This is a genomic window from Variovorax sp. AC194, assembly GCF_979257995.1.
Genome location: NZ_OZ409823.1, coordinates 3,213,730 through 3,236,580 on the forward strand (window position 1 = coordinate 3,213,730; position 22,851 = coordinate 3,236,580).

Sequence of the window (22,851 nt, forward strand, 5' to 3'; positions counted from 1 at the left end):
CGACAGTCCTTCCACCTGACGCGGTGCTTCCGAGCGAGCCGATGTTTTCGCTGGCATCGCGCGTCGATCCCGGGGTGGTGATCGATCTTTCGCTGAAGCGCGCGAACGCGGGCGCGGCGTACCGCGACGGCTTCGACGCGAAGAAAACCTACGGCGGCTACTGGGACCCGATGGGTTGCTACAGCTACGCGGCGGGCGACGGTTATTTCAAGCGCTCGGCCACGGCAACGAAGCCGGATGGGGGCGCCATTGCCTGCGTCAACCAATGGAGCGGCAATCTGCTGAACTGGGCGGCCTCATCGTCGCTCGACGGAGTGCGCATTGCATTGACCGGTGGCGATCGCGTGATCGACGAGCCGGGCCGAACGGTGCTGCAACGCGCGGTGCTGCCGGAAGATTTCCATCGCAGCGCCCAGTTTCCCGACAAGACCGTGACCGGGAGCCTCGACAAACTGACGCCGTTGGTCACCACGGGCCGCGATGGCGTGCTCGCGACCGGCACGCTGCATTTCGGCAACTGCCTGGACCGCGTCGCCGTCGGGCCGACCGGTGGCGGCACCTGCGCGGAGCCGGGCGGCACGACTTTCCTGGCGCGCGTCGAGGTATGCACGCCGGCCGACGCGTCGGCGCGCCCGTCGTTGTGCGCTCCGTATCCGGACGGCAACTCCAAGCCAGTGGGCAGCATCCAGCGCTACGCCGGGCGGATGAAGTTCTCGGTCTTTGGCTATCTGCCGGACGACGATCCCGCGCGCTACGGCGGCGTCCTGCGCGCGCCGATGAAGCACGCCGGGACGAAGAAGGTCGATGCGACGTTCGACAGCGTGGACAACGCGCAGACGGAGTGGGATGCGGTGACGGGCGTGTTCAAGGCCGACAGCCCCGAAGGCATCGGTGTCGTCGGGGCCATCAACCGCCTTGGACGCAACGGCGGCAAGCAAGGCGCCTACCGGTTGTTCGACCCGGCGGGCGAGCTCTACTACGAGTCGCTGCGCTACCTGCAAGGCAAGGCGCCGACGCCCGACGCCGTGGCCGGCACGCAGAGCGCTCGCAGTCACGCGGACCCTATCGCCGCCAGTTGCCAGCGGAACGACATCCTGGTGATCGGCGATGCCGAGACCCATTACGACCGTTCGCTTCCCGGCATGTCGAAGGGCGCCTCGATCGGCGACTTCGACCGGAGTTTCAACAATGCGGCCTACGAGCCGGACACGGCCTATTGGACGGGCCTCGTCGGTGGCTTCGAGAACAAGGAGTCGCTTTCTTTCACGCACCCTTCAGGAAAGGCGGGCCTCACCACGAGCGGCAACGAGGGGCCCAGGGCGCTCAACTACAAAGGCGGAACACCGCTGACCTCCGCCAATATCGCAGCCATCGAAACAGGCGCAGACAAGGGTTCGTTTGGAATAGCGGGCCTCGCGTACTGGGCTCGCACGCAAAAGATCCGCAGCGACCATCCCGACCTGCGGGTGCAGACCTTCGCCATCGACATGGGGCAGGGCGGCGAGAGCGCCATCGGGCAGAAGCAACGTGGCAGCGTCTTCTATCTGGCCGCGAAGTACGGCGGCTTTGCCGACAGCAACGACGACGGCAATCCGTTTCGTGCGTCGGGTGGCGGTTCCGAATGGGCCGAGGGCCTCGATGCCGACAACCAGCCCAAGCCTGCCAACTATTTCCTGGCTGGCGATCCGTCTCAGTTGACCACAGCCATTCGACGGGTCTTCCTGCGCGCCGACGTGCCGCGGGGCGGCATCACGGCAGGCAGCGCCATGTCGTCGGGAACGATCACGGACGCCGGTGTCAGCCTCTACGTGCCGCGGTTCGATGGCCGCCGCTGGTCGGGCACGCTGCTGTCGTATCCGTTCGGCGCCGATGTGGCGAACGGCGCTGCGCACAAGCTGGAGAAACCCGATTGGGATGCCGGTGAATTGCTGACCGGCAATCCGAACGCCATCCCGCCCGTGGCCGCGCGGGACATTGCGGGCCGGCGCATCTTCACGCTCTCGACGGCGGGCGTCGGCACGCCGTTCGAATGGGCGGCGCTCGATGACGGGCTGCGCAGATGGCTGAGCGCGACGCCGTATGCCGTGCCTGAATCGTCCGATGGCCTCGGCGCCGAGCGGTTGGCCTATCTGCGTGGAGATCGGCGAAAGGAGCAGTCCGCGCCGCAAGGCATCTTCCGCGTGCGCGATTCGGTCATGGGGGATGTGACCAATTCCAATCCGGTCTACGTGGGCGCGCCGAGCCTTGCGATCCACGAGACCGGCTACGACAAGTTCCTGGCCGCCCATCGCGGCCGGCCGCACGCGGTGTACGTCGGCGCCAATGACGGCATGCTGCACGCCTTCGAGGCTCGCACCGGCAAGGAACTCTTCGCCTACGTGCCGCGGATCATGTTCGCCAGACTGGCTGCTTACGCCTCTCCGGACTACGTGCACCGGAGCTACGTCGATGGAACGCCCGTCATTGGCGAAGCCCGGATGGCGAACGGCGCGTGGAAGAGCGTGCTGGTCTCCGGCAATGGTGGCGGCGGCACCGGCGTCTTCGCGCTCGACGTGACCGAACCCGCGGACTTCTCCGCCGACAAGGCGCTGTGGGAGTTCAATGGCGCGTACGACCCCGACATGGGGTACGTGACCCAGGCGCCACGCATCATGAAGTTCCGCACGGCCGCAGCCACGAAGACGGATGCTGCGACTTACGGCTGGTTCGCTGTCGTTCCTTCGGGTTTCAACAACGCCAACAAGGACGGGCGCGCCGCGTTGTTCCTGCTCTCGCTCGACAAGCCCGCAAGCGAAGCTTGGAAGGAGAACCTCAACTACTACAAGATCGTCCTGACCGCGCCGAAGGACAAGACCATCGTGAATGCGCTGAGCACACCAGGTGATTACGCGGCAGCGGACGGGGCCACGCGCTTCCTCTACGCCGGCGATACGCAGGGCAACCTGTGGAAATTCGACTTTACGGGCGGCACACCATGGGGCAACGGCAACGCGCTGGGAGTGAAGGGCTCGCTCGTGATGGTTGCTACGTCGGGCAGCGGCGCGAATGCGAAGCGCCAGCCCATCACGGTCGCGCCGGAGGTCGGCGTGGGGCCGGATGGCGGCGCGATCGTGCTCTTCGGCACGGGCAAGTTCGCAAGCCCCGAAGACCTCGGCAGATCGAGCCGCGGCGTGCAGACGATGTATGGCGTGTACGACAACGGCGTTGCGATTCCTGCGGGCGAAGCGCGCACGCAGCTTCAGCCGCGAAAGGCCACGCCCGTCGCCGGGCAGGCATTCCCGCCCGGCACGGGCGATCCCTTTGTCTACGGCGCGTTCGATCGCAAGACGAACGCCCGGCGCGGCTGGTATTTCGACTTGCCGGCGGGGCTCGAGCAGGGCGAGCGGCTGGTCTTCCAGCCGGTGCTCAGCGATGGACAGCTGTTTTTCAACACGCTGATCCCCAACGCCGACGCCTGCAGCGCCGATGGCGGCGGCCGCAGTTGCGCGGTGAACGCGATGACAGGGCTCTCGCAGGCCGGCACCTGCATGCCCTCGAGCGTCGGCATGCTGGGCACGCCGCATCTGGTGCAACTGGGCATGGCTGGCTTCGGCGCGACCGATGCCTTCGGGCGGCGGTCTGAAACCAAGCGCCTGGGCATCGTCAGCATCGGCGCGCGAGATGCGCCGGGAGGTCGGGGCGGCGGCATCTCGACCGCCCAGCCTGCCGGCGACGGCAAGATGGTCCAGACCGGTGGGCGCCTGAACTGGCGAGAAGTCGTCGACTACCAGGGAGCGAAAAAATGAAGCACGCGGCGTTTCGCGGATTCACATTGATCGAGATGCTGATCGTGGTGGCCATCGCCGCGATCCTGGCGGCCATCTCCTATCCGTCGTACATGGATTTCGTGCGCAAGGGCTGGCGCAGCGAGGGGCGCTCCGCGCTGATGCAACAGATGCAGGAGCAGGAGCGCCTCTATACGCAGGTCGGGCGGTACCGGCGCTACCTGGGCGATTCGGCAGACTCAGGAATCGGCGGCGCAGGCGGCAAGTACACGGTCGAGAGCGGCAATTGCGAAGGAAAGGGGAGCATCGACAGCTGCCTCCGGCTGACGGCCACGCTGAAGGCCGGTTTCTCCGATCCGCAGGTCGGCAATCTCTGGGTGGACAGCACGGGCGGCAAGGGCTGCGATGGGACGGACGCGGGAAGGTGCTGGCAATGAAGGGCGGCGAAGGCGCGTCGTCGCCCGGCTTCACCTTGATCGAGCTGATGGTGGTCGTGGCCATCGTGGCGGTGCTGGCTGCGGTCGGCGCGCCGAGCTTTCGCGACATGCTGCTCAACCAGCGTCTCGCGAGCGCCGCGCAAGGCTTCAATTCTGCGTTGAGCCTGGCACGCATGGAGGCCATCCAGCGCGCGAGGCCCGTGGAGGTGGCTGCGCTCGCGGGCAGCGACTGGTCCGGCGGCTGGATCGTCCGGACCGGGGACGATGAATCGCGCCAGACGCTGCGGCGCTTCGAGCAGTTGCCGCAGGGCGTGAGCGTCGACACGACGCTCGGGGCCGGCTTCGCGCAGGGCCTGCGCTACGACGGCAACGGCTTCTCGCGCCAGACAAGCCGCTCCGGCTTCAGCGCCGGCTGCCTGACGCTGAAGGCCGAGACCGGGCGCAGGGCGTCGATCATCGTCTCGGCGTCGGGCCGGGCGAAGGTCTGCAATCCGGATGTGAGCGGCGATTGCGGCTCGGGCGCGTGCGCCAGGGGAGGAGAAAGCGGCGATTGAGGAGACGCGCCCGCCCGGACGTGGGGGATCAGATGTCCCGCAGCAACTGCCTGAACTCGTCCACGTCCTCGAAGCTGCGGTACACCGAGGCAAAGCGCACGTAGGCCACCTTGTCCAGGCGCTTGAGTTCGCGCATCACGAGTTCGCCGACCTTGGTCGAATCGATTTCGCGCAGGCCGCTGGCCAGGAGCTTCTGCTCGATGCGCAAGAGGGCGGTGTCGATCTGCTCGATGCTCACCGGGCGCTTGCGCAGCGCCAGCATCATCGAGGCGCGCACCTTGGTCGAGTCGAAGTCGGCGCGGCTGCCGTCCTTCTTCACGACCACAGGGAAATTGACGTCGGGGCGCTCGTAGGTGGTGAAGCGCTTGTCGCAGGCGCTGCACTGGCGGCGCCTGCGCACGAAATCGGCGTCTTCCGAAACGCGGGTCTCCACGACCTGCGTTTCAAGATGACCGCAAAAAGGGCATTTCATGCGGTCGTCTCGTCAGTCGGATCAGCGGTAGACGGGGAAGCGGCTCGTCAGCGCGTGCACCTTGGCGCGCACCGCGTCGATGTTCGCCGTGTCGCGCGGGTTCTCGAGCACGTCGGCGACCAGGTTCGCGGTGATGCGGGCCTCTTCGTCCTTGAAGCCGCGCGTGGTCATGGCCGGGGTGCCGATACGCACGCCGCTGGTGACCATCGGCTTTTCCGGGTCGTTCGGAATCGCGTTCTTGTTGATCGTCATGTGGGCGCTGCCCAGCACGGCTTCGGCTTCCTTGCCGGTGATGCCCTTGGCGCGCAGGTCCACCAGCATGACGTGGCTCTCGGTGCGTCCGCTCACGATCCGGAGGCCCCGCTCGGTGAGCGTGTCGGCCACGATCTGGGCGTTCTTGACCACCTGTTGCTGGTAGGTCTTGAACTCGGGCGTCATGGCTTCCTTGAACGCGACGGCCTTGGCGGCGATCACGTGCATCAGCGGGCCGCCTTGCAGGCCCGGGAAGATGGCGCTGTTGATGGCTTTTTCGTGCTGCGCCTTCATCAGGATGATGCCGCCGCGCGGGCCGCGAAGGCTCTTGTGCGTGGTGGAGGTCACGATGTCGGCGTGCGGCACCGGGTTGGGGTACACGCCCGCGGCCACGAGGCCGGCGTAGTGGGCGATGTCGACCATGAAGATCGCGCCCACGTCCTTGGCCACCTTGGCGAAGCGCTCGAAGTCGATGCGCAGCGAGTAGGCCGAGGCGCCCGCGATGATCAGCTTGGGCATGTGCTCGTGCGCCTTGCGTTCCATCGCGTCGTAGTCGATGGCTTCGTTGGCGTCCAGACCATAGCTCACCACGTTGAACCACTTGCCGCTCATGTTCAGCGGCATGCCGTGGGTCAGGTGGCCGCCTTCGGCCAGGCTCATGCCCATGATCGTGTCGCCGGGCTTCAGGAAGGCGAGCATCACGGCTTCGTTGGCCGAGGCACCGCAATGCGGCTGCACGTTGGCGGCATCGGCGCCGAAGATCTGCTTGACGCGGTCGATGGCCAGTTGCTCGGCCACGTCGACGTGCTCGCAGCCGCCGTAGTAGCGCTTGCCCGGATAGCCCTCGGCGTATTTGTTGGTGAGCTGCGAGCCCTGGGCGGCCATGACGGCCGGCGAGGCGTAGTTCTCGCTGGCAATCAGCTCGATGTGGTGTTCCTGGCGCGCGTTTTCGGCTTGAATCGCGGCCCAGATCTCGGGATCGGTCTGTTCGACCAGGATATTGCGTTGGTACATGGCAGTCCTTTGAAGACGAGGTCCTTGTTCTTCAACCAAACAAGGGCTGCCCAGGCGAACGGCTGAACGCCTGTTGTGGTCAGGCGGCACGCTTCCCAGTGGTATTCCACGTCAGCGCGTGGCACCTTGTCGGGTGCTGCGCCTATCGCCAGTCGCGTACGGGGCCGAGTGTAGCTCACCCCCGGCCAGGCGAGCCTCAGGACACGCCGGAAAGCAGCGCGACCTTTGCGGGTTCCGAGCCTTCTTCGGCCTTGATCGGCGCGGGCGCCGGCGTCACGATGGGAATCGGCTGTGCGCGAATGGCCGGCCGGGGCGGCAGCACCGACGGCGCGCGGCCGTTGGCGACCTGCAGCAGGCGCTCGTGCTCGGCCATGACCTTGCTGGCGTAGCCGCCGTCGTCCTCGAGGTTGGCCGCGCCCACGTAGTAGCGCAGGCCGCCCTCGAGCGAGCCGGCGCGGGCGATGCATTCCTGCAGCACCTTCACGCCCACGCGCATGTTGGTCACCGGGTCGAAGGCGGTGAGCGTGCCGCCCGCGCTTTCGTACTTGTCGCCGTGCACGCGGGTCATGACCTGCATCAGGCCCTGGGCGCCGACGTGGCTCTGGGCGAAGGGATTGAAACTGGATTCCACGGCCATGATGGCCAGGATCAGCGTCGGGTCGAGCTTGGTGCGCTTGCCGATCGAATAGGCCTCGGACACCAGCACGCTCAGCGGCTCTGCAGCCACGCTGTATTTCTTGCTCAGCCAGTAAGCCACGGCGGCTTGCTGCTTGGGCAGGTCGCCGGGGCTCGCTGCCGTGGTGCGCTCGATGGCGGTCGGCTCCAGGTCGGAGACTTCAGGCGCGGGCTTGCGCGACTGCAGCCAGCCCATGAGCTGTTCCTCGCCGGTCTGGCGCAGATCGGGCCGTGCCACGAGGGCGAGGGCCGCGAACACGATGGCCAAACCGACCAGCGCAAACCCGTTGTGGGTGATTTCAAAAAAGCCGTCTGCCACATCGGACACGAAGGTCCGTAGCCCGCGGGCTGTGGCATCAAACGCCTTGTTCATCGCTCTTCCTTTCTGTGCGGCACCTGCTCGCAGCGCCTGGAGAGGCGATGGATGAAGGCAACGGCGCTTGGATTGGTACGAATCAGGCTCCGCGCATGGAGGGGTGTGGGGTAAGGAGCGCGGCGACCTGATCAAGCCGGGGGAGTTCTCGGCAGCGGATTCAGGGTGGCCCTGCTGCGTCTGGCAGCTGGGGCAGGGCGGATTCTAACGTCGCTTAATAGCCGGTCAAGCATAAGGAAATCGTTTCATATGCTAATAGATGTTTAAAAATCCGACCCGCACAGAGGCATTTGGCTTACGGGAAATCCCTTGGAAGATTGAATTTGCAATGCGAGGGTGCGGCACCTAATCTGGACGGGCCTGGGTTTTCAGGCGTTTTCCAAAGTCAGGCAGTCCGAGGTGCAAGTCAAGGGCTCGATCGACGGCGGATCCACGGCGGCAATCTCTTGCTGCCAGCACGGCAGGAACCATTGACTTCCGGTCGCGCGAATCGATGGCTTGGGTGTTAGGCCCGCCATCAAGCCCGGCAACGAGGCATTCAGTCGCGTTGCCGGGCTTTCTTGTTTCTGCTTTGCCGCATGTTTGCGGCACACTCCCGCGATGGATTTAGCTTCGCTCAAACAAAACAAATGGGTGCGACGTGGGATCGTCGCGGTGCTGGTTCTTCTGGCCTTCTGGGTCATTGCATGGTTGATCGTGCCGCCGATCGCCAAGAGCCAGCTTCAAAAGATCGCGAGCGAGAAACTGGGCCGCCAGGTGACGGTGGGCAAGATCGACTTCAAGCCCTGGACCCTCGAACTCGCGCTGCACGACCTGCGCATCGCCACGGCCGACGGCAAGCAGCCGCAACTGGCCATCAAGCGCATCTACGCCGACGCCGAACTGCAGTCGCTCTTTCGCCTGGCGCCCGTGATCGACGCGGTGTCGATCGAGGCGCCCGCGGTGCTGCTCACGCACCAGGCCGACGGCAAGTACGACATCGATGACATCCTGGCCAAGCTGGCCTCGGGCCCGCCGCCCGACCCCAAGGCCGAGCCGGCGCGCTTTGCCATCTACAACATCTCGATCAAGGACGGCGCGGTCGACTTCGACGACCAGACGGTCAAGCGCAGGCACGAGCTGCGCAACTTCGTCCTCGACGTGCCTTTCCTGAGCAACCTGGCGTCGCAGCGCGAGGTCAAGACCGAGCCCAAGCTGGCCTTCGTGCTCAACGGCAGCAGCTTCGATTCGGCCGCTTTCACCACGCCCTTCTCGGCAAGCCGCAAGACCGACGCGCACGTGCAGTTCAAGGGGCTCGATCTGGCGCCTTACCTGGGCTACATCCCCGGCGGCCTGCCGGTGAAGCTGCAGGCCGGCAGCCTGGATGCCGACCTGAAGATCGACTTCCAACAGGCGGCGACCACGGGCCTGAAGATCTACGGCACGGTCGAGGCGCACGGCGCCAAGCTGAGCGACGCCCGAGGTCGCGACCTCCTGGGCTTCGATTCGCTCAAGCTCGCGCTGGCGGACGTTCGCCCACTCGAATCGGTGTTTCATTTGAGCGAAGTGGCGCTGGCCAATCCGCAGCTCGTGGTGGCGCGCGATGCCTCGGGCCAGTTGAACCTGATGGCCACGGACCCGGCCACCGGTGCCGCGGAAAAAGTGGCTCCGCTTCCCACCGCCGCAGCCAGTGCGCCGGCCGGCAAGCCGGCCGAAAAACCCAAGCTCAAGGTGCAGGTCGACAAGGTGGCGCTGAGCGGCGGGCGCATCGGCTGGCGCGACGAAACCGTCAAGCCTGCGGCCGCCGTCGATGTCACCGACCTAGGGCTCGACGTCACCGCCATCACCTGGCCGATGGAAAAGCCGGCCCAATTCAACGGCAGCACCGCCATCGCCGGCGCCTCGCTCAAGTTCAAGGGCAGCGCCACCGACAAGGTGGCGGACGTGCAGACCGAGGTCGACGCGCTGCCGCTCTCGCTGGCCGCGCCCTATCTGGCGCAGAGCCTGGAGCCCACGCTCGACGGCAAGCTCAGCGGACAGATCGACATTGCCTGGGACCAGCCCAACCTCAAGTTCAAGGCCCGCCGTCTGGCCGCCGACGGCCTCGCGCTGACCCAGACCAAGACCGCGCTGGCCAGCGTCGGCCGCTTCGAGCTGGTCGATGCCGAGGTCGACATGACCCAGCACACGCTGAACATCGCCTCCTTCACCGCCACCAACCCCAAGGTGCGCGTGGAGCGCGACAGCGAAAAGCGCTGGATGTTCGAGCGGTGGCTGCGCACCCCGGCCGGCAACGGCGGGGCGGCCGAAGCGAAGGTTGCGGCGCCCAAGCCCGCCGGCGCCGGATCGGCCAAGCCCGATGCCAACACCAAGCCCTGGGCGCTGACCATCGCCACCATGGCGGTCGACAACGGCAGCCTCTCTTATTCAGACAAGGCCGGCGCGCTGCCGGTGACGGTGGAGGTCACGGCCTTCAAGCTGAACGCGCAGAAGATCGCGCCCGAGACAAACACCGTCTCGCCGCTGCAGGTCTCGGGTCGCATCGGCTCCGGGCGTTCCGATCCGGGCAAGTTCGACTACAAGGGCAACGTGGTGCTCAAGCCGCTGGCCGCCGAAGGCCGGCTCGAGGTGATCTCGTTCCCCGCGCACGCCTTCAAGGCTTATTACGCGGACGCGCTCAACGTCGACATCCGCCGCGCCTTCGCGAGCTACCGCGGCACCGTCAGCTACGCGACCGCGCCGGCGGGCATGAGCGTGAAGCTGGCTGGCGACACCGCGCTGGACGACTTCCGCGCCAACAGCGTCTCGCTGACCCAGTCGCCCGGTTTCGACCGCAACACCAACCAGCTGCTGAGCTGGAAGACGCTGAGCCTTCGCGGCCTGCAGGTCAGCATGGCGCCCAACGCGCCGCCGAACGTGAACGTGCGCGAGACCACGCTGACCGACTTCTTCGCCCGCGTGATCGTCGACCCGACCGGCCGGCTCAACCTGCTGAACCTGACGAAGAAGGGCGAGGCCGAAGGTGCCGCCGCCGCTACGGCGACCGCCGAGGCCAGGACCCAGAAGGGCCCGGGCGGCACGACCACCACGACCCGCGGCGCACCGCCGGCGCAGCGCTCGGGTGGGGCGCCGGTATCGGCCGAAGCCATGGTCGGCGGCACCCCCGAACCGGCCGCGCCGGCGGCGGCGCCCGTCGCCACGGCGCAGGCCCCCGTCGACACCGGCCCCAAGCCCGTCATCAACTTCGGCCCGATGAGCCTGGTCAACGGCAAGATCGATTTCACCGACCTGTTCGTCAAGCCCAACTACTCGGCCGACCTGAGCGAGCTGACCGGCAAGCTCAGTTCCTTCTCGTCGAACCCGCCCAACGGGCAGGGGGGCCGGCCGGCGCTGGCCGACCTGGAGCTGCGCGGCAAGGCGCAGCAGACCGCCGCGCTGGAGATCACCGGCAAGCTCAACCCGCTGGCCAAGCCGCTCGAGCTGGACATCACCGCCAAGATGCGCGACCTCGATCTCGCGCCGCTGTCGCCGTACTCGGTGCGCTACGCGGGCCACGGCATCGAGCGCGGCAAGATGAGCATGGACGTGAACTACAAGGTCGCGCCCGACGGCCAGCTCACCGCCACCAACAAGCTGGTGCTCAACCAGTTGCAGTTCGGCGAGGAAGTCGCCGGCGCGCCCAACAGCCTGCCGGTGAAGCTGGCCGTGGCCCTGCTGGCCGACCGCAACGGCGTGATCGACGTGGACCTGCCGCTCAGCGGCTCGCTCAACGATCCGCAGTTCAGCGTCGGGCCGTTGATCTGGAAGGCCGTGGTCAACCTGATCGTCAAGGCCGTGACGGCGCCGTTCAGCCTGCTCACGGGGGGGCTGGGGGGCGGCGGCAGCGGCGAGTCGAGCGCCATCACCTTCGAGGCGGGCAGCTCGGTGCTCAGCGCCGCGGCCAAGGAAAGCCTGGACAAGGTCGCCAAGGCGCTGACCGAGCGGCCGACGCTGGAGATGACGGTCGTTGGCACCTCCAGCCTCGAGAAGGAGCGCGACGCCTACCAGCGCCAGCGGGTGCGCCAGCTGACGCAGGCCGAGAAGCGCCGCGTCGCGGTGCGCGGCGGCCAGACCGGCACCGACGTGGCGCCGGTCACCGACGCTGAATACCCCGAGCTGCTGACCGCGGTCTACAAGCGCGCCGACATCACCAAGCCGCGCAACCTCGTCGGCCTCGCCAAGGACCTGCCCGTCACCGAAATGGAAAAGCTGCTGTTCGCGAGCGTGCCGGTCGACGAGGAGTCGATGCGGCAACTGGCCGTGGAACGCGGCGCCGCGGTGCGCGACTACCTGCTGGCGCAGAAGCTCACGAGCGAGCGGCTGTTCCTGGGCGCGGTGCGCACCACGGCCAGCGGTGCCGACTGGAAGCCGGGCGCCGAGCTCAAACTGACCATGAAGTGAGAGCGGCCACTTGGTTTTTTGCATCGGCTTGCTATATATGTAGTCACCTTTAATCTCCCAGCCCGCAACCTGCATTGGCCGCCGTTCCGCAACGGAATTGGGCGGTCCACCGCAAGTGGGTGAAAATGTCGATGTGCGCCGGCCTTTGCCGGCGCCTTCGCTTTCCATACCAAGACAACGATTTCGCGCAGTGACCTCTACTTCTTCCAAGCCACACGACCTTCAGGCCCTCGACACGCTCACCGGCGGCGCCTTCACCGCGCCGACCTCGGGAGAACGCGCCGCGCGCATCCGCGACTGGCTCGCGGGCAACCCCGCGTCCGAGCAAATGCAGGAAGTCTTCAAGGAGCTGAGCGGCCGCGACAAGGGCGCCGCACGCCTCTTGCGCGAGAAGCTCGACGAGCTCAAGCGCGCCAAGGGCCAGGAGGCCATTGCCGCCGAATGGGCGCAGAAGGCCGAGGCGCTGCTGGGCCAGTCCAAGCTCAACATCGCCGACGCGCTCGCCTGGCAGCGCGATGCCGCCAAGGCCGGCGCGCCGCTCTCGCGCGAACCGCTTGCAAGCCTGAAGGCCAAGCTGGCTGAACGCGTGAAGGGCATCGAAGACCTGCAACACCGCGCCCAGGTGCACCGCGAAGCCGCTGTGCTGCTGGCGCAGCGTTTCGAAGTGCTCTCCACCAAGGGCTGGCAGGACGCCCAGGCCGCCGAGGAGTCGCTGCGCAACGACGTCACGCACTGGCAGCAGCAGGCCGGCGACATCACCGCCGACATCAACTGGAACAGCCTGGACGCCAAGTTCGCGCCGCAACTCGAAGCATCGAAGTCGCAGCTGCTGGTCGTGTCCGATGCATTCCACAGCGCGCTGGCGCAGGCCATCGCCGCCGCGGCCGACGCTGCAGCGCCGCTGCCGCCGGTGCCCGTTTGGGCCGACGAGCTGCGCAGCGCGCGCGGCGAGGTGCTCGCGCCCAAGGCCGCAGCGCCCGCACGGCCTGCCGCACCCAAGATCGATCCGGCCGTGCGCGCCGCCGCGCAAGACGCGGTGCAGGCCGCGCTTGCCAAGCTCGAGCAGGAAACCGCCGAGGGCCACGGCAAGGCCAGCGCTGGCGCGGCCGCCGCGCTGCGCGCGGTGCTCAAGGAGCACGGCAAGCTGGTCGAGGCGCCGCTCGAAGCCCGCGTGCATGCGGCGCTGGTCGCGGCCGGCGAGCTCGAAGGCTGGCAGCGCTGGAGCGCCGACAAGGTCCGCGAAGACCTCGTCGCCAAGGCCGAGGGCCTCCTCAAGCGCCCCGAAGGCCAGGCCCTCGGCGGCCGCAAGATGCAGGAAACGCTGCGCGCGCTGCGCGACCAGTGGAAGCAGGCCGACCAGGGCGGGGTGCCCAACCATGCGCTGTGGAAGCGCTTCGACGAAGCCTGCAACGAAGCCCACAAGGTGGTCGAAGCCTGGCTCGAGAAGGTGCGCGCCGATGCGGCCGAGCACCGCGCGCACCGCGTGGCGCTGATCGAAGAGGTCAAGGCCTGGGCCGCCGAGCATGCCGGCGCCACCGACCTGAAGGCGCACAACCGCGCGCTGCACCAGTTCGCCGACCGCTGGCGCGATGCCGGCCACGTGGGCGAGAAGGTGTTCGCCGAGTTGCAGCCGCAGTGGAACGAAGCCTTCGGCGCCGCGCGCGCACCGTTCGAGACGGCGCAAAAAGCCAGCGTCGAACGCCGCCAGGCCATGATCGCCGAGGCCGCCGAGCTCGGTGCCCAGCCGATGCTGCGCATCGACGCCGTCAAGGCGCTGCAGCAGCGCTGGCAGCACGAGGCGCAGAGCGTGCCGCTCGACCGCCGCCACGAACAGAAGCTGTGGGACGCGTTCCGCGCGCCCATCGACGAAGCCTTCAACCGCAAGACGGCCGAGCGCGAAAAGGCATCGGCCGCCATGAGCGAGCACGACCGCCATGTGCTCGACGCCTCCAAGGCGCTCGACGCCGCCAATGCCGGCGGCGACGTGCAGAAGATCCGCGCGGCCATCGCCCGCCTGGAAGGCGCGCTGCGCGGCGAAGCACCGCCGCCCGCGCCGAAGGCCGAACAGGCCGTTGCCCCGAACGTGGCCAGCGATGGCCCGTCGGTGGGTGCGACCGACATCGTGGCGCCCGGACAGGCCGCCGCTGAATTCGCCGAAAGCGCCGAGCAGGCGCCGAGCCCGAGCGATGCGGAAGCGTCGCCGGCCGCACCGGTCGAAGCCGCGCAGGCCGATGCGCCCGACCTCGTGGCGCCCGCCGACGGCGCCGACGCCTCCGCACGCGCCGATGGCGCAGCGCACGACGCCGGCGAAGCCGCCGCTGTCGAAAGCCCGGCACCGGCCGCCGCGCCGAAGCCGGCCCCCAAGCCGGTCGTGGCCATGCGCGGGGACGACCGTCCCAGCAGCAAGAAGACGGACGCGGCGCCCGCAGGCCGTGCCGGTGGCAAGTTCGGCGACCGCCGCGACGGTGGCCGGCCCGGCCCCGGTGGCCCGGGGCGTCCCGGCGACCGTGGCGGTCCGCGCCCCGATGCGCGCGGTGATCGTGGCGATCGCGGCGGTGATCGCGGCGCACCGGCCGGTCGTTTCGGCGACCGTCCCCCGCGCTTCGAGGACCGCGGCCCGCGCCTGGGCGATGCGGCTTTCCGCGCGCAGCGCGAAGCGCTCGAACGTGCGGACATGGCGCTGCGCAAGCTCGCGGCGCAAGCCCACGGCGAAGCGCTCACGCAGGTGCTCGGCGCCTGGGAACAGCGCGATGCCGCGCGCCTGCCGAGCGTGCAGGAGCTGGGTCGCGCGGTCTCGCCGGCCGTGCGCACGAACTGGTCGCAAGCCATCGGCAGCGCGCCGACCGCCGCCGCCAACGATGCCGCCGAAGCACTGCTGCGCCTGGAAATGGCCGCCGAAGTGCCGACGCCGGCCGAGCAGCTGGACGCGCGCCGCGCCTTGCAGCTCAAGCTGCTGACCAAGCGTGGCGACCCGGCGCCGGTGCAGACCTGGGGCCAGGATGCCGGCAAGGTGCTGGCCGCGGCGCACGACGCTGCCAGCGCACGCCGCCTGCAGAATGCGTTGAAGGCGCTGCTGCGCAAGTAAGCGCGCGCCGGAAGGCCATGAAAAAAGGCGCCCCGCGGGGCGCCTTTTTCTTTGGGGTAATGCACGGCCGCACGGCCGCACGCGCCGAATCCCGCATGTCCCGTCGGGATCAGGCCTGTTTGCGCAAGAAGAATTCGTCGAAGAGCGCCACCACGCTGGCGAAATCCCGCGCGAAGTTCGGACGGTTCACGAAGTAGGCCTCGCAGGCCACCGCGAAGAACTCGCTGAGCGAGGTCGCGCCGTAGTCGTCCAGCCACGGCGGCTCGGCGCCGAAGCGCTCGGCCATGATGGTTTTCTCGCGGAAGTCGTCGTAGGCGGGCTGCAGCACGGCGAACCACGCGGCGCGCGATGCGCGGGCGCTGCGCTGGCCCGCGAAGCCGGCCGGCAGGGGCGGGCAGCCGTCGGCATCGCCGCCGCGCATGTCGATCTTGTGAGCGAACTCGTGGATCACGACGTTGTAGCCGCCTTCGCGGGTGACGCTGCTGGCGAGCACGTCCTGCCAGCTGAGCATCACCGGGCCGCGGTCCATGGCTTCGCCGGCCACCACCTCGTCGTACTCGTGCACGACCTGCGCCTCGTCGACGACCTTGCGCCGCGCCACCACTTCGGACGGGTGCACCACGATGCCGACGAAATCGTCGTACCAGTCGAGGTGGCCCTTCAGGTGCAGCACCGGCAGCACCGCCTGCGCGGCGATGGCCAGCGCGACCTCGTCGGTGATGACGAAGCCCTGGGTGCCGTGGAATTCCTTGTCGCGCAGGAACTCGGCCGTCAGCACACGCAGCCGCTCCAGGTCCGCGGCGGGGCGATCGGCCAGGAAGCTGTAGCGCGCCAGCGTGGCGTGCCAGGCGGCTTCGGGAATCGGGGGCAGGGCACGCAGGCGGCGCAGCCACTTGAACATCGGCGGTGCTAGCGCAGGTCGACGCGTTGCACGCCGGCGGTGGACAGGCACAGCAACTGCGCGCGCGGCGGATGCGCCGCGGCGTCCCAGTCGCTCAGCACGATGCGGCGCAGGCCATCGCCCAGGTCGTGGTCGGCAGGGCGATGCGTGTGGCCGTGCACCATCGTTGTCGCCCCGGCCTGCTGCAGCCATTGGCGTGCGGCGCCGGTGTCCACGTCGGCCCAGATCGTCGAGGGATTGCGCTTGCGGTCTTCGCTCTGGGTGCGCATCGAGCGCGCGAGCGCGCGGCGCTCTTCGAGCGGCCGGGCCAGGAAGGCGGCCTGCCATTCGGGCGTGCGAACCATCGCGCGGAACTTGAGGTACTCGGTGTCGTCCAGGCAAAGGATGTCGCCGTGGCTCAGCAGCCACCGCTGGCCGTGCAGCACCAGCACCGTGGGGTCGTCCAGCAGCGTGAAGCCGCATTGCGCCGCGAGCGCGGGGCCGACCAGGAAGTCGCGGTTGCCGTGCATGAAGAACACCGGCAGGCGCTCGGCGGTGCGGCGCAGCAACTCGGCGCATTGCGCCTCGAAGCCGGGCTCACCCGCGGCATCGTCGCCCACCCACACCTCGAACAGGTCGCCGAGGATCACCAGCGCATCGGCCGGCGTGGTCTGCAAATAGCCCTGCCAGGCCTCGAAGGTGGCGGGCTCGCCGGCCTCGAGGTGCAGGTCGGAGATCAGGTCGACGGTGCGCCACGCGGGCGGCGCCACCAGCTCGCAGAAAGCCGGGTTCGCCACGTTGGTCATGCCGCGCCGTGCCTGATGCGGGTCATTCAGCGATGACGACGGCTTTCTCGATCACCACGTCGTCGAGCGGCACGTCGTCGTGGAAGCCCTTGCGGCCCGTCTTCACGGCCTTGATCTTGTCGACCACGTCGGTGCCGTTGATGACCTTGCCGAACACCGCATAGCCCCAGCCTTGTGCCGAGGGTGCCGTGTGGTTCAGGAAGCCGTTGTCGGACACGTTGATGAAGAACTGCGCGGTGGCCGAGTGCGGCGCGCTGGTGCGGGCCATGGCGACGGTGTAGTTGGCGTTCTTCAGGCCGTTGTTGGCTTCGTTCTCGATTTCGGCGCCGGTGGGCTTTTGCTTCATGCCGGGCTCGAAACCGCCGCCTTGCACCATGAAGCCGGGGATCACGCGGTGGAACACGGTGTTGTCGTAGTGGCCCTTCTTCACGTAGGCGATGAAGTTCTCGGCCGACTTGGGCGCCTTCTCGGCGTCCAGTTCGAGCGTGATCACGCCGTAGTTCTTGATGTGCAGTTCGACTTGGGGGTTGCTCATGAGGGGCTCCTTCGGAAGTTCGGAATGGGTGAATTACTTCGCCAGCGTGGCGGACTTGATGGTGATGGTCTCCAGGGGCACGTTCTGCATGCCGCCCTTGTTGCCGGTCTGAACGGCGCGGATCTTGTCGACCACGTCGGTGCCGGCCACGACCTTGCCGAACACCGTGTAGCCGTAGCCATCGGGGTTGGGCGCGTTGAGCGAGTCGTTGTTCTTCACGTTGATGAAGAACTGCGAGGTCGCCGAGTTCGGGTTGCCGGTGCGGGCCATGGCGATGGTGTACTTGTCGTTCTTCAGGCCGTTGCCCGCTTCGAGCGGAATCGGCGGGCGCGTGGGCTTTTGCTGCATGTCGGCGGTGAAGCCGCCGCCCTGGATCATGAAGCCGTCGATCACGCGGTGGAACACCGTGCCGTCGTAGTGCTTGTCCTTGACGTACTGCAGGAAGTTGTCGACCGACTTGGGCGCCTTGGCCGCATCGAGCTCGACCACGATGTCGCCGGCCGAGGTGGCCAGCTTGACGCGCGGTGCGGCTTGCTGTGCGTAGCCGGTGGCGGCGAAGCCGAGGGCCGCGGCCAGGATGAAGGCGTTGCGGCGGCTGAATCTTGAAAAGGCGTGGATCGTCAAGTGATGCTCCGTTTGCGAAAGGGGGAGGGCGCGGGCGGTGCAACGAATGCGTTGCCGCGCCGTGCCGGATGCGGCCAGGCTTACTTGCTGGAACGGCCGACGGGCTTGCGAATGACCACGGGCGCCGCCGGCAGTGCTGCGGCTTCGGCCTCGGTCTTCGAGGAGAAGATCTGGCGGATCAGCACGAGCTTGGGCGCGACGCTGGCGTTGGTGCTGGCGAACTGCTGGGCGCGCACGTACTCCTGGGCCGCGAGGCGCGCATAGACGTCGCCGAGGTTCTCGTGCGCGGTGGCGTAGTTCGGGTTGAGCTTGAGGGCGGTTTCGAGCGCGGCGCGGGCCTGGTCGAACTTGCTCTGCGACGCATACAGCGCCGCGAGGTTGTTGTAGGGCTCGGGCAGCTCGGGGAAGTCTTGCGTGAGCTGGGTGAAGGCGATGATGGCCTCGGCCTGCTTGTTCTGCTCGGTGAGGATCACGCCGCGCAGGAACCGCATCTGCGGATCGCGCGGCTTGCCGGCGATGTAGGTGTCGGCCTTGGCGAGCGCTTCGGTGGCCTTGCCCTGGCGCAGCAGGAGGTTCACGTCGTCGTAGTCGTTGGCATGCGCGGCGGTGCCCCACAGGCTGAACAGGAGTGCGAAGGCGAAGGAGAGTTTGGAGAACACGGGGTGCTTCATGAAGCCTCGGCAGGATTGGGGGATGCGGGCCTGGACGGGCCTGAAGGGGCCTGGAAAGCACCCGAGAGGTCCGCGGCAGCAGGCTGCGGCGGCCGTTTATACTGCGTTGCATTGTAGCCGAGGGGCCATGTCCAACCCCTCGTCGCCACTGTCCCCGTCACCCCTGAAATACACCGTCGTTCGCCCGTGCCGCACGTGCGCGAAGCGACGCTTTCCGAGTCTCATGAGTCTGCGCATCTACAACACGCTGTCGCGTGAATTGGAGGAATTCTCCCCATTGCAACCTGGCAGGGTGCGCATGTACGTTTGCGGCATGACGGTCTATGACTTCTGCCACATCGGCCATGCCCGCATGATGATGGCCTTCGATGTGGTGCAGCGCTGGCTGCGTGCGAGCGGCTACGGCGTGACCTACGTGCGCAACATCACCGACATCGACGACAAGATCATCGTGCGCGCCGTTCAGCGCGGCATCACTATCCGCGCGCTGACCGACGAAGTCATCGCGGCCATGCATGAAGACATCGGCACGCTCGGCATCGAGCCGCCCACCGTCGAGCCGCGTGCCACCGAGTACGTGCCGCAGATGCTCGGCATCATCGAGACACTGGAGCGCAAGGGACTGGCCTATCGATCGCCCGATGGCGACGTGAACTATGCGGTGCGCAAGTTCCCGGGCTACGGCAAGCTGTCGGGCAAGTCGCTGGACGAACTGCATGCCGGCGAACGCGTCGCGGTGATCGAGGGCAAGCAGGACCCGCTCGACTTCGTGCTCTGGAAGGCGGCCAAGCCCGCCGAGCCGGACGATGCCAAGTGGGACAGCCCCTTCGGCACCGGCCGTCCGGGCTGGCACATCGAGTGCTCCGCAATGAGCTGCGCCACCCTTGGCGAGACCTTCGACATTCACGGTGGCGGCGCGGACCTTCAATTCCCGCACCACGAGAATGAAATTGCGCAAAGCGAAGGCGCCCATGGCAAGCCGCTCGCGCGTTTCTGGGTGCACAACGGCTTCGTTCGCGTGGACAACGAAAAGATGTCCAAGAGCCTGGGCAACTTCTTCACCATCCGCGAGGTGCTGCAGAAGTACGACGCAGAGAGCCTGCGCTTCTTCCTCGTGCGCACCCACTATCGCAGCGCGCTGAACTACAGCGATGCACACCTGACCGACGCCCGCAACTCGCTCAAGCGCCTGTACACGGCGCTCGACCTGGTAACGCCCGCACCGGTCACGCTGGACTGGACGAATCCGCACGCAGCGGCCTTCAAGGCTGCGATGGACGAAGACTTCGGCACGCCCGGCGCCATCGCGGTCCTGTTCGAGCTGGCCACCGGCGTTCACCGCACGCAGTCCGCGGAAACCGCCGGCCTGCTCAAGGTGCTCGGTGGCACGCTGGGCCTGCTCCAGGGCGACCCGAAGGCGTTCCTGCAAGCAGGCACGGGCAGCACGCTCGACGACGCGGCAATCCAGGTGCTGATCGCCCAGCGGGCCGCGGCCAAGGCGGCGAAGAATTTCGCCGAAGCCGATCGCATCCGCCAGGAACTGTTGGAGCAGGGCATCGTGCTCAAGGATTCGCCCACAGGCACGAGCTGGGCCGCCGCGCAGTGAACGGAACCACCAACCCCATGCCCGCTTCCAAAAACCCGACCGTTCAGATCTACACGCCGGACTATTGGGAAGAGGCCTGCAAGCACCTGGCCAAGAAAGACCGCGTGATGAAGCGGTTGATTCCGAAGTTCGGCGAGGCCTGTCTCGAATCGCGCGGCGATGCGTTCACCACGCTGGCACGCAGCGTCGTGGGCCAGCAGATCTCGGTGAAGGCCGCGCAAACCGTCTGGGACAAGTTCGCCTTGCTGCCGCGCAAGCTGACGCCGGCCAACGTGCTCAAGCTCAAGGTCGACGACATGCGCGCGGCGGGCCTGTCGGCGCGCAAGATCGAGTACCTGGTCGACCTGGCCCTTCACTTCGACTCGGGCGTGGTGCACGTCGATTCGTGGAAGGACATGGCCGACGAGCTCATCATCGAGGAGCTCGTGGCCATCCGCGGCATCGGCCGCTGGACGGCCGAGATGTTCCTCATCTTCCACCTCATGCGCCCGAACGTGCTGCCTGTGGACGACGTGGGACTGCTCAACGGCATCAGCGTCAACTACTTTTCGGGCGACCCGGTCAGCCGCAGCGATGCCCGCGACGTCGCCGTGGCCTGGGCGCCGTATTGCAGCGTGGCGACTTGGTATATTTGGCGATCGCTGGACCCCGTGCCGGTCGCGTATTGAAATAAAACAGGAGAAGACGTTGGCGAAACGAACCTTCCTCGATTTCGAGCAGCCCATTGCGGAACTCGAGACAAAGATTGAAGAACTGCGCTATGTACAGACCGAATCGGCGGTCGACATTTCGGAAGAAATCGATCAGCTCGGCAAGAAAAGCCAGCAGCTCACCAAGGACATCTACAGCGACCTGACGCCCTGGCAGATCACCAAGATCGCACGGCATCCCGAGCGCCCCTACACGCTGGACTACGTCAACGAAATCTTCACCGACTTCGTCGAACTGCACGGCGACCGGCATTTCTCGGACGACCTGTCGATCGTGGGCGGCCTGGCGCGCTTCAACGGCGTGCCCTGCATGGTGCTGGGCCACCAGAAGGGCCGCGACACGAAGGAGCGCACCGCGCGCAACTTCGGCATGAGCAAGCCCGAGGGCTACCGCAAGGCCCTGCGCCTCATGAAGACGGCCGAGAAATTCAAGCTGCCCGTGTTCACCTTCGTGGACACGCCCGGCGCGTACCCCGGCATCGATGCCGAGGAACGCGGCCAGTCCGAAGCCATCGGCCGCAACATCTTCGAGATGGCGCAGCTGGAGGTGCCCATCATCGTCACGATCATCGGCGAGGGCGGCTCCGGTGGCGCGCTGGCGATTTCGGTCGGCGACCAGCTCGTGATGCTGCAGTACTCGATCTATTCGGTGATCAGCCCCGAAGGCTGCGCCTCCATTCTCTGGAAGACCAGCGACAAGGCGCAGGAAGCGGCCGATGCACTGGGCATCACGGCGCATCGCCTGAAGGCGCTGGGCCTGGTCGACAAGATCGTGAACGAGCCGGTCGGCGGCGCACACCGCGACCACCGGCAGATGGCCGCGTTCTTGAAGCGCGCGCTCAACGACGCGTTCCGCCAGGTCAGCGACCTGAAGCCTAAGGAACTGCTGGACCGCCGCTACGAGCGCCTGCAGAGCTACGGCCGTTTCAACGACACCAAGGCCGACACCGGCAGATAAGCCCCTTAGATAAGCCCCTTATGAGCGAAGCCTTCGAACGCGCCATGGCCGCGTTCGAGCCGGCGCAATGGCCGCTGGCGGTGGGCTTCAGTGGGGGCGCGGACTCCACCGCCTTGCTGGCCGCCTGCGCGTCGCGCTGGCCGGGGCAGGTCGTCGCTTTTCATGTGCATCACGGGCTGCAGGCCGCGGCCGACGATTTCGAGCGGCATTGCGGCGAAGTGTGCGAGCGGCTCGGCGTGCCGCTCACAGTTCACCGGGTCGATGCGCGGCATGCACCGGGCTACAGTCCTGAAGACATGGCGCGGCGTGCTCGCTACGAAGCGTTTGCGGTCATGGCGCGCGCGGATGCGATCCAATCCATCGCGCTCGGGCATCACGCCGACGACCAGGTCGAAACGCTCCTGCTGGCACTGTCGCGCGGCGCCGGTCTTCCGGGGTTGGCGGCCATGCCCGCGCATGCCGAGCGCCATGGCCTGAACATCCATCGACCTCTGCTCGCGGTGCCTGCGGCAGACATCCGCGCCTGGCTCGCATCGCGCGACCTGCCGTGGATTGAAGACCCGAGCAATGGCGACGCCCGCTACACCCGCAACCGGATCCGCGCGGTGCTGCTGCCCGCGCTGGCGCAGGCATTTCCGCAGTTCCGCGCCACGTTCGCGCGCAGCATCTGCCATGCGGCGCAGGGGCAGCAACTGCTGCTCGAACTTGCCGCGCAAGACCTCGAAACCGTGGGCGATCCGCCCGTCATCAGGGCGCTGCAGGCGCTCTCGAAGGCCCGCCAGGCCAACGTGCTGCGCCATTGGCTGATGCAGTCGCACGGCTGCGCGCCCAGCGCCGCGCAGCTCGACCAGCTGCTCGACCAGGTCCGCGCCTGCACCACGCGCGGCCACCGCATCCACCTCAAAGTGGCCGGCGGTTTTGCCGAGCGAAAGGGCGACCGGCTGCATTGGTACAATGCCCCGCCCTCGCCGAAGACTTAGCTCGGACAGCTTGCAGGGCGCCGCCTAGACAGCGGC

At 67.3% G+C, this 22,851-nt stretch carries 18 protein-coding genes and 1 riboswitch; of the genes, 9 read left to right on the plus strand and 9 right to left on the minus strand.

Annotation, left to right across the window (positions count from 1 at the left end):
* Nucleotides 1–41 precede the first annotated feature (41 nt).
* From ACZYRS_RS15435 to ACZYRS_RS15445, 3 genes are read left to right on the plus strand one after another with little or no spacing between them, the layout of a single operon-like run.
* Nucleotides 42–3,785 carry a pilus assembly protein gene (locus ACZYRS_RS15435; protein WP_463419955.1) on the plus strand — a complete coding sequence of 1,248 codons (3,744 nt, stop codon included), beginning with the start codon at nt 42–44 and terminating at the stop codon, nt 3,783–3,785.
* Complete coding sequence (locus ACZYRS_RS15440) at nt 3,782–4,201, plus strand: type IV pilin protein (RefSeq protein WP_463419956.1); 420 nt, start codon at nt 3,782–3,784, stop codon at nt 4,199–4,201. The genes ACZYRS_RS15435 and ACZYRS_RS15440 overlap by 4 nt, the downstream gene beginning before the upstream one ends.
* The gene (locus tag ACZYRS_RS15445) at nt 4,198–4,755 is read left to right on the plus strand and encodes a GspH/FimT family pseudopilin (protein WP_463422492.1); all 558 of its coding nucleotides are present in this window, start codon (nt 4,198–4,200) and stop codon (nt 4,753–4,755) included. The genes ACZYRS_RS15440 and ACZYRS_RS15445 overlap by 4 nt, the downstream gene beginning before the upstream one ends.
* A 28-nt stretch (nt 4,756–4,783) precedes the next feature.
* On the opposite strand, the gene nrdR is transcribed toward ACZYRS_RS15445, so the two are convergent.
* The 4 genes from nrdR to ACZYRS_RS15465 all read right to left on the minus strand — a co-directional run bounded on the left by nrdR (nt 4,784) and on the right by ACZYRS_RS15465 (nt 8,224).
* A complete protein-coding gene (gene nrdR, locus ACZYRS_RS15450) occupies nt 4,784–5,227 on the minus strand; it encodes a transcriptional regulator NrdR (RefSeq protein WP_042580112.1) in 444 nt (147 codons plus the stop codon).
* A 21-nt stretch (nt 5,228–5,248) separates the two neighbouring features.
* Nucleotides 5,249–6,493, minus strand: coding sequence for a serine hydroxymethyltransferase (gene glyA, locus ACZYRS_RS15455; RefSeq protein ID WP_463419957.1), 1,245 nt, complete (start codon nt 6,491–6,493; stop codon nt 5,249–5,251).
* A 41-nt stretch (nt 6,494–6,534) separates the two neighbouring features.
* Nucleotides 6,535–6,659, minus strand: a riboswitch (ZMP/ZTP riboswitch).
* A 30-nt stretch (nt 6,660–6,689) separates the two neighbouring features.
* Nucleotides 6,690–7,541, minus strand: coding sequence for a lytic transglycosylase domain-containing protein (locus ACZYRS_RS15460; RefSeq protein WP_463419958.1), 852 nt, complete (start codon nt 7,539–7,541; stop codon nt 6,690–6,692).
* A 368-nt stretch (nt 7,542–7,909) separates the two neighbouring features.
* Nucleotides 7,910–8,224 carry a hypothetical protein gene (locus ACZYRS_RS15465; protein WP_198787587.1) on the minus strand — a complete coding sequence of 105 codons (315 nt, stop codon included), beginning with the start codon at nt 8,222–8,224 and terminating at the stop codon, nt 7,910–7,912.
* On the opposite strand from ACZYRS_RS15465, the gene ACZYRS_RS15470 reads away from it, so the two are divergent.
* Both ACZYRS_RS15470 and ACZYRS_RS15475 read left to right on the plus strand, forming a co-directional pair.
* A complete protein-coding gene (locus ACZYRS_RS15470; protein ID WP_463419959.1) occupies nt 8,142–11,960 on the plus strand; it encodes a DUF748 domain-containing protein in 3,819 nt (1,272 codons plus the stop codon). The two genes, ACZYRS_RS15465 and ACZYRS_RS15470, sit on opposite strands and share 83 nt — an antisense overlap.
* A 190-nt stretch (nt 11,961–12,150) precedes the next feature.
* Nucleotides 12,151–15,045, plus strand: coding sequence for a DUF349 domain-containing protein (locus ACZYRS_RS15475; RefSeq protein ID WP_463419960.1), 2,895 nt, complete (start codon nt 12,151–12,153; stop codon nt 15,043–15,045).
* Nucleotides 15,046–15,154: 109 nt separating this feature from the next.
* On the opposite strand, the gene ACZYRS_RS15480 is transcribed toward ACZYRS_RS15475, so the two are convergent.
* The 5 genes from ACZYRS_RS15480 to ACZYRS_RS15500 form a co-directional block, all read right to left on the minus strand.
* Nucleotides 15,155–15,946, minus strand: a complete 792-nt coding sequence (locus ACZYRS_RS15480; protein WP_463419961.1) for a M90 family metallopeptidase — start codon at nt 15,944–15,946, stop codon at nt 15,155–15,157.
* Nucleotides 15,947–15,954: 8 nt separating this feature from the next.
* Nucleotides 15,955–16,731: a UDP-2,3-diacylglucosamine diphosphatase gene (locus ACZYRS_RS15485; protein WP_463419962.1), complete on the minus strand. Its 777-nt coding sequence runs from the start codon at nt 16,729–16,731 to the stop codon at nt 15,955–15,957.
* Nucleotides 16,732–16,753: 22 nt separating this feature from the next.
* Nucleotides 16,754–17,266 (minus strand): peptidylprolyl isomerase, encoded by a 513-nt coding sequence (locus tag ACZYRS_RS15490; RefSeq protein WP_198787429.1) that lies wholly within the window; start codon nt 17,264–17,266, stop codon nt 16,754–16,756.
* A 33-nt stretch (nt 17,267–17,299) separates the two neighbouring features.
* Nucleotides 17,300–17,890 (minus strand): peptidylprolyl isomerase, encoded by a 591-nt coding sequence (locus tag ACZYRS_RS15495; protein ID WP_463419963.1) that lies wholly within the window; start codon nt 17,888–17,890, stop codon nt 17,300–17,302.
* Between the two features lie 80 nt (nt 17,891–17,970).
* The gene (locus ACZYRS_RS15500; protein ID WP_198787431.1) at nt 17,971–18,561 is read right to left on the minus strand and encodes a tetratricopeptide repeat protein; all 591 of its coding nucleotides are present in this window, start codon (nt 18,559–18,561) and stop codon (nt 17,971–17,973) included.
* Nucleotides 18,562–18,784: 223 nt separating this feature from the next.
* Here ACZYRS_RS15500 and cysS point away from each other — a divergent pair, with 223 nt between their 5' ends.
* Genes cysS through tilS form a run of 4 tightly spaced genes read left to right on the plus strand, consistent with a single transcriptional unit; the run spans nt 18,785 to nt 22,815 of the window.
* Nucleotides 18,785–20,167 carry a cysteine--tRNA ligase gene (gene cysS, locus ACZYRS_RS15505; protein WP_463419964.1) on the plus strand — a complete coding sequence of 461 codons (1,383 nt, stop codon included), beginning with the start codon at nt 18,785–18,787 and terminating at the stop codon, nt 20,165–20,167.
* Between the two features lie 17 nt (nt 20,168–20,184).
* A complete protein-coding gene (locus ACZYRS_RS15510) occupies nt 20,185–20,835 on the plus strand; it encodes a DNA-3-methyladenine glycosylase family protein (RefSeq protein ID WP_198787433.1) in 651 nt (216 codons plus the stop codon).
* A 19-nt stretch (nt 20,836–20,854) separates the two neighbouring features.
* On the plus strand, nt 20,855–21,835 hold the full coding sequence (locus ACZYRS_RS15515) for an acetyl-CoA carboxylase carboxyltransferase subunit alpha (RefSeq protein ID WP_013541914.1): 981 nt from the start codon (nt 20,855–20,857) through the stop codon (nt 21,833–21,835).
* Between the two features lie 20 nt (nt 21,836–21,855).
* Complete coding sequence (gene tilS, locus ACZYRS_RS15520) at nt 21,856–22,815, plus strand: tRNA lysidine(34) synthetase TilS (protein WP_463419965.1); 960 nt, start codon at nt 21,856–21,858, stop codon at nt 22,813–22,815.
* Nucleotides 22,816–22,851: the final 36 nt, after the last annotated feature.